The organism is Litchfieldia sinesaloumensis, assembly GCF_900156865.1.
GTDB lineage: Bacteria > Bacillota > Bacilli > Bacillales > Bacillaceae_L > Ferdinandcohnia > Ferdinandcohnia sinesaloumensis.
Genome location: NZ_LT732529.1, coordinates 3255339 through 3268998 on the forward strand (window position 1 = coordinate 3255339; position 13660 = coordinate 3268998).

Annotated in this window: 10 protein-coding genes; 2 read left to right on the top strand and 8 right to left on the bottom strand. The window is 41.4% G+C overall.

The features are described 5' to 3' along the window. Window positions 1-383: 383 nt before the first annotated feature. The 7 genes from CZ490_RS16015 to CZ490_RS16040 all read right to left on the bottom strand — a co-directional run bounded on the left by CZ490_RS16015 (window position 384) and on the right by CZ490_RS16040 (window position 9554). Window positions 384-1355, bottom strand: coding sequence for a Gfo/Idh/MocA family protein (locus CZ490_RS16015; RefSeq protein WP_077619836.1), 972 nt, complete (start codon window positions 1353-1355; stop codon window positions 384-386). 89 nt (window positions 1356-1444) lie between these two features. Beyond that, on the bottom strand, window positions 1445-1573 hold the full coding sequence (locus CZ490_RS22940) for a YwzD family small protein (RefSeq protein WP_268762139.1): 129 nt from the start codon (window positions 1571-1573) through the stop codon (window positions 1445-1447). Window positions 1574-1705: 132 nt separating this feature from the next. Next, window positions 1706-2071, bottom strand: coding sequence for a hypothetical protein (locus tag CZ490_RS16020; protein ID WP_077619837.1), 366 nt, complete (start codon window positions 2069-2071; stop codon window positions 1706-1708). A gap of 148 nt (window positions 2072-2219) precedes the next feature. Further along, complete coding sequence (locus CZ490_RS23155) at window positions 2220-3287, bottom strand: YecA family protein (protein ID WP_077619838.1); 1068 nt, start codon at window positions 3285-3287, stop codon at window positions 2220-2222. Window positions 3288-3669: 382 nt separating this feature from the next. Next, entirely contained in the window at window positions 3670-8706 is a 5037-nt protein-coding gene (locus CZ490_RS16030) for a LysM peptidoglycan-binding domain-containing protein (RefSeq protein ID WP_077619839.1), read from the bottom strand. A gap of 365 nt (window positions 8707-9071) precedes the next feature. Beyond that, window positions 9072-9287, bottom strand: a complete 216-nt coding sequence (locus CZ490_RS16035; RefSeq protein ID WP_077619840.1) for a DUF2922 domain-containing protein — start codon at window positions 9285-9287, stop codon at window positions 9072-9074. A gap of 39 nt (window positions 9288-9326) precedes the next feature. Next, a complete protein-coding gene (locus CZ490_RS16040; RefSeq protein ID WP_077619841.1) occupies window positions 9327-9554 on the bottom strand; it encodes a DUF1659 domain-containing protein in 228 nt (75 codons plus the stop codon). Between the two features lie 269 nt (window positions 9555-9823). On the opposite strand from CZ490_RS16040, the gene CZ490_RS16045 reads away from it, so the two are divergent. Beyond that, window positions 9824-12169: a putative bifunctional diguanylate cyclase/phosphodiesterase gene (locus CZ490_RS16045; RefSeq protein WP_159439975.1), complete on the top strand. Its 2346-nt coding sequence runs from the start codon at window positions 9824-9826 to the stop codon at window positions 12167-12169. A 263-nt stretch (window positions 12170-12432) separates the two neighbouring features. Here the strand turns inward: CZ490_RS16045 and CZ490_RS16050 are convergent, their stop codons facing one another. Then, entirely contained in the window at window positions 12433-12969 is a 537-nt protein-coding gene (locus tag CZ490_RS16050) for a glycerol-3-phosphate responsive antiterminator (RefSeq protein WP_077619843.1), read from the bottom strand. Between the two features lie 456 nt (window positions 12970-13425). Here CZ490_RS16050 and CZ490_RS22400 point away from each other — a divergent pair, with 456 nt between their 5' ends. Next, window positions 13426-13566 carry a hypothetical protein gene (locus tag CZ490_RS22400; RefSeq protein ID WP_159439976.1) on the top strand — a complete coding sequence of 47 codons (141 nt, stop codon included), beginning with the start codon at window positions 13426-13428 and terminating at the stop codon, window positions 13564-13566. The last annotated feature ends 94 nt before the right edge of the window (window positions 13567-13660 follow it).

Consider the following 13660-nt stretch of genomic DNA (forward strand, 5'->3'; position numbering starts at 1 on the left):
AATCGGCAAAAAATAAGACCAATTCTCGTAGAATGGCCAATTATCAGTAGCTAGACGTTAGAACTAAGAATTTTGCCGGTTCTTGTCATGTACGTTTCTCTATCTACCAGTATATAAGTTTTATCAGTCTCGAACAATATACGAATGCAGGAAACCTGTTACTTTTTCACTATTAAATCTAGTAATAATTTCATAAAATCATCCTTGCTTACAGGTAACACCTCAGGTAACTCCATACTCGTTTTCATCAAAATCTCCTCCGTCTTTATTTTTCTATTACTAGTAATCTAGTATTACCGGATTTTTAATAGATATACATGTTTGCTAGATTTGATTTAAGAAAAAAGAGGAAGAAAGCAAAAAACCAGCCCAAAGGCTGGCTATCAATTACGAACGGACACTAATGCCTGTTCAATGACTTTCATATTTTTCAGGGTTTCTTCGATACTATAGCTTGGTTGGTTCCCAGTAAGGACAGAGTCTGCAAAATGCTCGACCTGGAGCTTGTATTGGTCACCTTGAACAGCTTCCTCACGTTGTCCGTTTTTAGTGTTTATCACAAGCAGGCCATCTCCCTCGTGATTATCAGGACGGAAGGCATACTTAACTAAAATAGTTCCTGTTGTACCCACAACTTCATATGAATCCTTTTGTGACTGCTCGAAACTGCAGTCAAAGTTTGCGATGACGCCATTTCCAAACGTTAAAGTACCCGCTACCGTCGTATCGACATCATGTGTCGGATGAATATTTGCAGCTGCCTTCACCTCAACAGGTTCTTCTCCAGTAATCAGACGGCTTGCGTGAATGCAGTAGCAACCCACATCATAGAGGACACCGCCCCCAATATCCTTTTGCAATCTGATATTCCCAGACTCTAAGTCTAGTGAGAAGGAGAACGTCGAACGAATTAGCTTCACATCCCCAATTTCGCCTGCCGCGATGATCTCTTTCACACGGTTGTGCTGCGGATGGAATTGGTACATAAAGGCTTCCATGAAAATCACATTGTTTGCTTTAAAAGCTTCCGCCATTTCCTCCACGTCTTGCGTAGTAAGCGCAGCTGGCTTTTCACAAAGAACATGCTTGCCGTGCTTGGCAGCTTCAATTGCCCACTTTTTATGGAGCTGATTTGGAAGTGGGATGTAGACTGCATCAATTTCAGGGTCATTTAATAAATCTATGTACGAATCATAATGTTTTGGAATCTCAAGTTCAGCAGCAAAATCCTTGGCCTTTCCGCTTTCACTGGCAACAGCCACCACTTCCACATTTTCCGCACGCTTCATCGCCGGAATTAATGCATTTCTCGCAATTTTAGCAGTCGATAAAATACCAAAACGAACCTTTTTCATCTCAATTCCTCCCTAATTGTTTTAATTTTCAAGCAAAAAAAGTCAGAGTTCTCCCTCTGACTTCAGTTTACGGTATTGTATTCATGATGTTAAGCGGATTGACATTCTTTTAATCTACCAACAAGGTCCTTCATGACCTCTTCCGTTGTAATAGAAGTAGTTGCTTCTACTTTTTTCTGAATATCAATCATTATTTGTAAAAGTTGTTCAGAACTCATACTTTTTACCTACCAATCTTATTTTCCAATTAAAATCCATTTTACACTATTCAACATATTTTGCAAAGGAAAATTGTGACAGTTTAGTGACAAAAACCACCATTTTTGGTTATGGAAGCGAAATAACTTTCTTTATTCCTGTGGCGGTTGTATCCCCATGTATATCCCATTGGTAAAGCCCGCAAACTGTATATCACCATTTTTATGAACAAACGGAACGGCTACAATCTTAAAAATTTCTCCATTGGGTCCTGGCATGGTTACGACCATCACCTGATTAGCACCGGCAAAACTGTAGCCGACCTTGCCTAATTCTTCTTTCACTGCTTTAAACTCGGCTAGCTTCAATGTGTCTGCGACAGCCTTATTGCGTTCTGATCCCTGCAGATAGGTTACACCACATTCACAATCATCCCCATGTGCAAATGCAATGTTTCCAGGTAAGGTGAGCGCTACCAACACTAGCAAACTTCCTAAAAACAAGACGACTTTCTTCATTTCAAATCCTCCCTTTCGTAGCTTCATTTTTACAAATTACATAAATATCTGACAAATCCCTCTATTATTCGCGAAAATGAGCCGAATGTCCTATCCTGGTTTCTTTTTATCCAAAAAAAAACAACCCATTAAAATGGATTGTCTTTTGTTACTCTAAACCGGAGTCTTCAATGATTCCTTCGTATTTTGCAATATCTTCATGAAGGACTTTTTCGAGTTCTTTAAATTTCGTGGAGATGCTCCCCACGGATACATCAAATTCTTGAGCAAGCTCTTCCTGGGTTGAAATACCACCATACGGATATATTTTTTCTACCATATAAACTAAGGCTGCTTCATAGATCCCCGTTTTTATAATTCTTGGATTTTTGTGTTCGCAATAGGAATGCCACAGCGAAAGCCCAATCCCGACAATTTCCTCTTCGTAGCCGTACTCCTTCATCCGAATCTGGAACAACTCAGCTACTTCTAGTTGTTTCGGCGACTTCCAATCATAACTTTCAGCTGAAGCAGTTGGCTTTCCAAACATAAACACCATGAATACATCGATAAATTCACGTGACATAAAATCAACCGGATTTACCTCGTCACTATTATCAAAGAGTTCGAGAATCAGCTCCCGCATTTCGCCTGCAAACTCCGATGGCAACTCGAGAAATGTTGGGAAAAAGATGGAGTTCGCTCCTGCAGGTAACAACGTTCCGAACACAAAATAACCCGCATTCACATCTGTTTCCGTTTCGTAAATTCTCACCTGGTACTCTACCTCTGTAAAAATATCCCGAACTGTCATATACGTTCTGTGCTCATCCACTTCAGTCACCGTGTAGGCCGATGGTCGCGCCGTTTTCCATCTCTGGATTAGATCTCGAGTACGCGGACGACTGTATTTCGGTCCATATGCATCAACATACTCTTCTAGAATTGTTTTATTATCAACCGGAACTGAGCTAATTACCCAAACTCGCGAAAAGAATGAAAATAAATCATACACGTCATCTGGTAGTTCATCAAAGATATACGTATACTCTTCTAAGACATCATCAAAAAAATCATCATACATATGAAGCGCGTATTGAAATACATCATGCTGGACATCATTCAATTCGTTTTCGACCACTTGATCAATTGAAACCACCGCTGACCGTCCACAACATCTTTTATACTTCTTCCCGCTCCCGCATGTACAAAGGTCGTTCCGTCCAATAACCTTCATAACATTCACCCTTCTCTTTTAACTATGACACTATCATACCATATATTGTCTGAGCCGACCCCCGTCTCCTGTCGATATTGGAGTTGAATTTTGTGTTATATTTTTCCGGTTTTGTAAGGGGTTTTGTGGGAAGTTAGTCACTTTAAAGGGGTTGAGATTGAATGAGGGTTTATTTTCTAACTTAAGCGTTTGATAAATTGAAGGTTCACTGCGGTTTTAATTTGGATTTATGGCTAATAAATAAAAATTACGCCTGTTAAATGAAATTTACTGCCACTAAACGTAATTTACTGTCACTATCTCGAAAATACTGTCACTAGCAAAATTCACGCCGCCCACCCATCAAAGAACCCGAATGCACCAACTGCATTCGGGTCCTCATTTAGACTGGTATCCTTAGCGTTTGTCCGATACTTAGGATGTCGCTTTTCAGATTGTTCTCGGTTTTAATTGTTGTTACGGTGGTGTTATAGCGTTTCGCGATTCCGTATAGGGTCTCGCCGGATGATACGGTGTGAACGACAATGTTTGTCGGCACTTTTAACACCTGCCCGACGTAGATCATGTCCGATGTTAAGTTGTTGGCCGTTTTGATAGCGGTCACGGTCGTGCCATTTTTGACAGCGATCGCTGACAATGTATCGCCACCCACAACTGTATAATTGACCGTATACGCTGGAGCAACAGGCTGCGCCGGAGCAGTTACAGGTGGCGGCTCAGCAACTTCAATCGAACCACCTGTCGTTGGAATCCGCAATACTTGTCCCACAAACAGCGAATCCGTTGTCAGTCCATTTGCTGCCCTCAACTCATCAACCGTTGTTCCATTTCGGTTCGCAATTCCCCAAAGTGTATCACCAGATACAACTGTGTAGGTGCTAACACTCTGAACTGGCCCAGTATAAACAGGTGATACCACTGGTACGGTGTTTGGCAATGTGGTTGTGTAGCTGTTCCACACATTTTTATTCTCCTGGCCTAGGCTCCAGTTTCCAACACCACGGAGATTGTATTTACTCACCAATTCCAGCTTTGCCTGAATCGACTCTTCATTTTCAAACCAAATCGTGTACGTCCCCGGAGCTAATGCAGCACCATTTACAATCGTAACCGGATCTCCTTTTTTAATCGTTACGGTTGCCTTTGGCGTTTTGCTAACTTCATCAAACACGACCGTCCCATTATAGCGTTCGATCATTGTTTGGACTTGAGTATTCGAGATTCCAAATCCGCCCATGCTTTGGCCTTCAATCCAATAGCGGCCAAAATGCGCAATTCCAAGGACAATTTTATCTGGAGCAACATCTTGTGCCAGTGCGTACTGAACTGATTTTTCAACCCATGAATAGCTTGCGACCGAGCCTGGGTCTCCGCCTTGATAGCTCTCGTCATATGCCATAATCATGAGATAATCGGCGTATTTCGCAAGACTTGTGTAGTCATATGAGCCATGCCAGCCGGCCGTCCAACCATTCGGATTCGCCGCAACCGCTACCGACACTTCCTTATTAGGCGGAATTTTTTCACGCAGCAACCTCACAAATTCCGTATAGTTCTCACGGTCAACATCTGAGACATTTTCAATATCCACATTTACCCCATCCAAGTTATATCGTGCGATGGCATCGGCAATTTGCTGAGCCGCAAGCTCTTTGTTAGCAAGCATGGCACGGCCAACATCGCGGTTCCAGTGATTACTTAAAAACGGAACGACGCGAATTCCTTGCCTGTGCATCGTATCGATAAAGTTCTGGTCAACCTGGTAGGTGAGTTTCAGCGTGCCATCTGCATTTATGTCAAAATAACTTGGTGATACGATGTTTACGGCATGTCCTGTTGAATTTACCGTATTAACGAACTGCTTCGTGCTACCAAAGTACATATAACCAAGGTTAACAACCTCGCTTGCCGTTATTGGCAGGCGTAAGATTTGTCCCTGTGTTAGCACATCACTACGTAAATTATTCAGCGACATCAATGAATCGACTGTTGTGTTGTAGCGCTTTGCGACCGAATACAAGGTGTCACCCTGCGCAACTGTGTAGGCGCTAAACGAAACATTCGTCACATCGCTTTTATTTCCAGCCTCATCCGTTTGGGTAACAGTCGCTGATGCAACCCTTGAGGCATTATCGACATACACATCGACTGAATAAAAACCACTATTATCTGCTTTTGCAATTCGCGTTACGAGTACATTTCTAGTGGAATCAAAAAGCGAAACCTCAATTCTCGCATTTGCCTCAGCCTTACCGATAACCGTGTAAATGTACTGCAGGTTCTCATAACGGAAACCATTTTTCGTTGCGACCGCACTTTCAATCACTGTATCTTTTACAATTGTTGTTGCTTCAGCGATGCTTCTGTTTCCAAATCGATCGGTTTGACGCGCTTCAAAGGTTAGTGGCCCGTCCTTCAAGCCCGACAAATTAAGGTTTGCTCCAAAAGCACCGTTAACAACCTTGGTCGTTTCCCGCACTGTATTCGTGCCATCACTGATAACCATCTCAACCGTTGCGCCTTCTTCAACGCTCGAGCCCGTAATGGTAAAATTGGTCTGGTTCTCGTTGTTCACAAATGGAGGTTGATTTGTCACCACTCCTGCTGGTGCAGTTGTATCTTTTTCAAGCATAAATTCTTGGGATTCTCCGATGTTTCCAGCATTATCAGTGCCTGTAAACGCCGCTGTTAATTCACCATCTCTTAATGTACTTAAGTCGAATATCTCCTCAAATCGACCATCGTCACCTGTCTGAACGGTTTTGGAGATCACGTTGGCCCCGTCTGTAATCTCAATCACTATAGTAGCATGTGGCTCAACTGTCCCTCGAATTGGATACACCAACACATTATTCGAAAAAATCGGCAGTGGCGTTTCCATTCGGATCTCTGACGGGCCAACCGTATCTTTTAGTAACGTTTTCGTAACTGCTTCACTCACATTGCCGGCACGGTCAACCTGAGTCAATTCAAAGGACAACTCTCCATCTGAAAAGGAGGTAAGATTGACCGGCACTCGGTATTCACCGTTTGCATTTGTCGTAGTAGTGGTGGTCGTTTCCTGTCCATTCGGATTATAAATACGAATTTGGACCTCCGTGTTTGCCTCCGCTTTTCCAACTATCTCGTATTCTGCTTGATTTTGACTCGTAATAAATTCATCATTTGTAAAAATCGGTGCAATTGGTGCCTGCGTATCTTTTTCGACTGTACTATTGCTTACGTTACTTGTAATTCCTGATGGGCTCGTTTGGAATGCCGTTATGGTTAGACTTGTGTCGAGCATTGTGCTCACATCAACTACAACATGGTATTCACCGTTCTCATTCGTCGTCGTTGAGGTGATGATATCAGGATTTACTCCGTCAGATACAGTAATATCTACCGTTGTACCTGGCTGTGCCGATCCAAAAATAGGATAGCTCTCCGCATTGGTAGCATTGATAATCTCTGTATTGCTAATCACGGGAGGAGCAAGGGTTGTTTCCTTCATCAGCGTGGCCTGCTCGAGCTCACTGCGGTTTCCATGCTCGTCGATGGCACTTGCTGTGACAAAGATCTCCCCGTCGTTCAGATTACGTAGGTCAACATTTGCTGTGAACTCGCCATTTTCATTCGCAACCACATCGGCTGTTTGTTCGGGATTGACGCCATCTGAAAAAACTAGGTGTACAGTCGAACCAGAGTCCGCCATTCCTACCAGCGTGTAGTCGTTGGCATTAGCTGTCGTGATTCGTTGGTTGGTATTAAAAACTGGCTCAGCAACGAATGTATCCTTTGATACGGTTATAGTCTGTGGTTCGGAACGGTTTTCGGCTGCGTCCGTTGTGGTGGCGGTAATTGTGACGGCTCCGTCTCTTAAACCTGTTAAATTAAGAGCACTTTGGAAACTGCCATCTTCACCTGTTCGCACAGTCGCTTCCACCGCCGGATTAACACCATCTGTCGCCCGGACTGTAATTGTCGCATTCGGTTCAGCAATTCCTGCTATCGTATATTCAGCTACATTAGCTCCAGTAATCTCTAGTAACTCTTGAAAACGTGGTGCTTCAACTGTGGTGTCTTTTTTTACCGTTAGCTTGGTCGTGCCACTTTCGTTTCCAGATGAGTTTACGGCTTTTGTTGTAATCGCTATTGATCCATCACGCAAACCAGCGAGGTTCACAAATCCACTATACTCTCCGGCCTCATTCGCTAGCACCTCTGTCGTGATTGGTGCATTAACTCCATCCGAAAAAGATAGATGAACGCGTGAACCGGGATCTGCATTTCCTTTTATCGGGTAGGCTGTGGCAGATTGACGATTGATGATTTGTGTACTCACCACGGTCGGTTCTGTCGGTGGAGTTGTGATTACCGGAGATACCACATCGTCTTGCCCTGGAAGAGTCAATACCTGTCCAATTGTTAAATTTGTTGATGATAGATTATTGGCACTCCTTATGGAATCGACTGGTATCCCAAAACGTTGTGAAATACTATATAATGTATCGCCCGCTGCAACTGTATATGTTGTAGGTGCTTGATTTTCCTCTGGCGCCGGGCTTGGAGCGACTTCCGGTGTTGGAGGTGGAGTTGTAATCTCCGGTGTCGGCTCTGTTGGCGCAGCAACGTTTGTCCCCGGAACCTTCAACACTTGTCCAATGCTTAAGACATTTGTTGATAGATTATTTAGTAACCTTAAATTGTCAACTGTTGTCCCAAACTTTACAGAAATTCCATACAACGTATCGCCGGCAACAACCGTGTAAGTTGTGGTTTCTGGTGTTTCCTGTACGGGCGTTGGTGCGGGAGGTTTCACAGGCTCAACTACTGGTGTAGTGGTTGTATTTTCTACCTGGCTCCCTGTCTGGAGAGGTATCCTTAGTTTCTGCCCAATGCTTAGCATGTCTGTTTTTAATTGGTTTGTGGTACGAATTTGGTCGACCGTGACGTTATAGCGTCTTGCAATACTATAAAGCGTATCACCCGAACTTACGCTATATGTGTAAAATGGCAGTCTCAATTGTTGACCAACAAATAACATATTCGATGAGAGTCCATTCACATTTTTAATCGAGTCTACTGAAACATTGTATTTCTTTGCGATGGAGTACAGAGTATCGCCTGCTCTCACCGTATATATGTCATTGATCGTTTGCGTTTGTCCGCTGATGGCCTGTGCTCCTGCATTCGGAACAGTGGCTCCCAGATAAAAAGTCGTAATTAGCACTGAACCCGCTAATACTTTTGCCATTCTAACCGGTATATGTGGAAATCTTTCTTTCACAAGTTGGCGAATCTGTGTATTTAAGTTCTTATTTTCATGAGTAGCATTTTCGCCTAATTCCGAAGCAAATTCTGTCATATCGGACTCCACATAGACAACTAACGTGTAATCATCCTTATTTTTCACAAGCTTATAGCCTTGAATTTCCAATAAGAACACCTCCTCATTCGATCTTCTTGTCTTAGTTTCTCAACATCTTCCTTATTCATTCCTTATTTGGGTAATTCAACTAACACTCATAAAAAAACACCCAACTACTAAAAGTCAGGTGCTTCATTTTAAGATCTATGTTTATTTTTCATTAGTAGGATAGCCTTTATACATTGGGATAGGGTTTGCGCATTTTGACTTGTGTTATCCACGCGGTATACACCTTAATGCCGTTTATGAAGAGGAGTTGAAACTCATTTCTCAGCGGTTTTCCCTTTCATACCTCTTATGAAAGAGATATACGATGAAACCCACACGAAAATCCCCTTCATACCACTCATGAAGGGGATGTTGACTTATTCTACTTAAAGTTGCACTTCTTCAACATTACGTTCCACTACGCGTGCTCCTTTTATTGCTACAAGCGGTCCACCAACCGTTAAAAAGGCATTAGATGCAACGATTGTATCCATTGCAGCTGAAACTGCTCCTGTATCAACAGGTTCCTTTGGATTTTCAATTGAAACGGTTGTTGTTTTTCCATCCTCATTCGTAAATTGCATTTCGAGTGTCTTTGCCATTCGTTATTCCCCCTTTCTCCAATATATCTTTAAAAACGACTAGATTTCTTCTGATAACATAAAGCTGTCATTACGCTCGATGTTGTATAGCTGTAGGTCTTGAAGACCAACGATTGCAACAGCAACTGAATAAAGCTGATCAGCTGTTGCAGCAGGGTTAATATTGTTGTAGTTTTTGTTTTTGAAGATTTCTTTCCCCTTTTCATCAACACCGGCATCAAATACTAAACGTAACTGTGAACGTTGGATGTCTTGAATGGCTGCCATGTCCATCACCTCCTTTACACCTTTGTTATAGAGAGGTGAGAGGGAAAAAGGGGCATCCCTTTAAAAAAAGGCAAAAAAAATACCTCCACATGGGAGGTCCAAAAAATATATAACAAAGGGGGGGGAATACACTATACATGATGTCCTCATTTCTCCCAACTTATACATTCAAATGAAAAAATATCCACATCCTCAATAATTTCTTCAGATTGGCTCATACTATCCCTACATATGCATTTGTCTGAGGTGTACGTATGATTTCTCTTTTTATGTCAAATCACAATATAATCTACGCCCTTTTTTCAATACTCATTGCCCTTACTGCTAGTATTGTTTGCATTGATATTGTGTTGAATCTCATTCCTAAATTACCTAAACGAGCTGGTACACTTTGGACCATTATCGCCGCAGTTACCATTAGCCTTGGAATCAAAACTGCTTATATCATTGGATTCACTGGACTCTTAGATTCAGATTCCCTACCTTTTCATATTCATGGGCTTGTCGTCTCTTTTGTGATAATCCTTATCACGAGTTTTCTTGGATTAAACCTACTCTTAAATCGAAATATCTCGTATTTTGAATCAGGTATTTTCATTACTCTTGGGAGCTGTGCAACATACTTTATACTTATCATAACTAATAAAATGCTTACCCTATCTCTCAACAACCTCTGGGTTATACTTGGGGTACTGGCGTGTCTTATTTTTAATATAGTGGGTAGCTTCCTCGTAAAAAGGGAGCTGGAAATGAGGAGTTCATCGAAAAAGAGCTGGATTGGTGTGATGTTTGGACTTTCCATCATCAGCCTCCTACTTCTTTCATTAATCGGGTTATACCAAGTTTCCCCTCATGAAATTCACTTTCATAGAGGAACGAGGTTTGCCCCGTTTCTACTATTAAACGTATTTATGTTTATGTTAATTGCTTTTGTCGGTAATTGGTACCAGAAAAAGCTACAGGCAGAACAGAGCAAATTAAAAAATCAGGAACATTATTATCGCTCCCTATATGAGTTAAATCCAAATGCCATCATTATACTGGATGTAAATGGGATTATTATCAACTTGAATCAGTCTGTGGAAAGATTAGCGCTCATGAAAGAAGCTGACATTATTGGTACTCACTATAAAAACTTCGTACCTGATCATGCTCTCTCCTTTTTGAATCAGCAGCTTGAGCGAGCCTTTTTAGGGGAGGTTGTTGAGTTTGAAACTCAAATCTACAATTCTGCTGGTGAAGTAATTGACGTGGAGATACGAAATATTCCGATAGCGCTAGAAAACGGAATTCAGGGGATATACTGTGTCATTAAAGATGTCACAAATGAAAAAAGATATATGGAAAAGATCCAATTCATGGCCTACCATGCACCACTTACAAACTTACCAAACAAACGAAAACTCTATGATGATGTCATTGAAAATGTAAAGAAACAAATTCCTTTTAGCCTTGTCTATCTCGACTTGAATGAATTTAAGAAGACAAATGATCTGTACGGACATTTGGCAGGTGATGCTGTGCTCATAGAGGTAGCGAATCGACTTAAAGAAAGTGACAACGATGGAGTTGCTTATCATATTGGAGGCGATGAGTTCGCTGTTACACTTCCAGTGGTTACTCATGAACCAATATTAAAAATTGTCCAGAGAATTGCATATGAAGTTCGGCGACCAATCAACTATCATGAATTCACGCTGAAGGTTTATGCAAGCTTTGGAATTGCACGTTTTCCGTATGATACTAATAGTATCGAGGAGTTATTACAGAAGGCAGACCTTGCGATGTACGCTTCCAAGGAACAGGAAGGACTTGATTTTGTTTTTTATAACGAGACACTGTTAAAAAAGGTTGAGGAACGCTTCCAGCTTGAGCAGGACTTAAAGAAAGCCCTCGAAAATCAAGAGTTTGAAGTGTATTATCAGCCCCAAATTGAAATCAGTACTGGAAAATTACATGGTGCTGAGGCCCTGCTGCGCTGGAATCACCCTGAAAAAGGAATGATTAGCCCGGCCTTCTTTATCCAGACACTAGAGGAAACGGGTCTGATTGTCGATGTCAGTGAGTGGGTAATTGCTCAGGCTTTGGAATCGATATGTACGTGGGTGAGGGCCGGGTATGACTTTCAACATATCTCGGTGAATGTCTCTGCAAAACACCTTGAAAAGCAGAACTTGTACCATACCATTCGGGATGCGACCAACGGTGATGATACGTTGCTTAGTCGATTAGATATTGAAATAACTGAAAGTGCTTTACTCAATATAGAAAAGTCAATTGAAACCGTTCAACAATTGAAGAAGCTCGGTATTAATATCAGCCTTGATGATTTTGGGACAGGCTACAGCTCCCTAAGTGTTCTACACCAACTACCTATCGATTGTTTAAAAATAGATCGTTCATTTATTCTCAACCTTACTGAGGAATCGAAAGTGTTAATTCGATTGATCATTCAGATGTCTAATTACCTAAACGTTAAAGTTGTCGCCGAAGGCATTGAAACAAAGGAACAACTCGCCTTCCTGCAGGCTGAAGGTTGCGCCTACGGCCAGGGTTTCTACTTCAGCAAACCTATACCCAAAGCTGAATTCGAAGAAAAGTGGTTAAAGAAGTGAGGGATTCTGGTGCAGTTCTCCTGTTTCCCTCTCTCCTTTAAACGAAAAGCTGTGATAGAAGCTTCAACCAACCAAAAAATGCAATCCAAAGTGGTATGCTCAAGGTCGTCCCCCACACCATGCCAACCGCCAATTGATTCGTATTTTCTTCCATCACTCCGCCCCCTCTACTCATCTTGTCTTATCTATATTATAACGGAATAATGACAGCGTTTTCATAAAAAGTCATCAACAAATTCTGCTAAATTACTTCAAAAAGGGGCTTACATCCACAGTTCCCTTTTTGAAGTAGTAATTGCGCTTGCACCCGCATCAAGCGCACGTTGCACATCTTCCTTTGTACGAATCAGCCCACCTGCAAGTACCGGAATATTCATTCTCTCCTTCACCTCTTGAATCATCCAAGGCATCGCACCAGGCAGGACCTCAATATAGTCAGGCTTGTTTTTTTCAATTAACTTATAACTTTTTTCAAGTGCATGGGTATCAATCAAGAACATCCGCTGAATCGCACAAACTCCCTTTTGCTTTGCTTTTTGAATCACACTTGATTTTGTCGAAATTAATCCAAATGGCTGGAATTCCTGACAAATAAATTCCGTCGCATAGTCATCACTTTTGATTCCATGTACCATATCCACATGATAGATCATCTTTTTACCATGTTGCTTTGCTATCTTATTAATATTTTTCAATTGGGCAATATGAATTTCTGTAAATACACCAATCTCATATTTACTTTTTAAAAAATACTCAAATTCCTTTATCGTCGTTGATGCAGGTAGAATACTCTGGTCCAACGTCTCTCCCTCTTTCTCTCGTAACTATTATTACTAGTATACACCGATTTTTCACGACAACAAAAAAAGACCTGCTCAACTAGAGCAGGTAAAAGAGAAAAAAGTCTACAGGTAAATATATAGTCAAATGTAGAAAGATCATTCCCTACATTAACTAACAAATTCAATAAAATAACTAGTATTTTACTATAACTATATACTACCAATGTATTAGAAAAATGTATATTGGGAAAATCGATGTATTTTAATAGCGATATTTGGTGTTTTTTTGGGGTGACTTTCCTAAAAGTGTCCCTTTTTGATGTTTTTTGTCTAAAAATGCACAAAATATTTAAATTTCTTTCTACACCATTCTCCATTTTCCGCAACTTGGACATGCTATCATCATAGAAATAGATTCAAAAAATTCAAAATAAAAGAGATACCATGCTTGCGATTGGGGGAGGAGTGCTAAACGTGCCATATTATACATTTAAAGAAATCTGGACACCATTAAGTATCGTTGGAATTCGTTTTTATAAACGACTCCAAGATCGTATCTACTTTATGAAACTAGGAAAAGGGCCCCGCCGTCCGATCCTGACTCGATTTAATTAACTCAAGCGAGAGCCTATGCTCTGGCTTTTTTTGGTTGTGGATTTGGACGGGTTAGTGCTGGGTCACAGAGACAGGTCCCTCGTCACAGAGGATT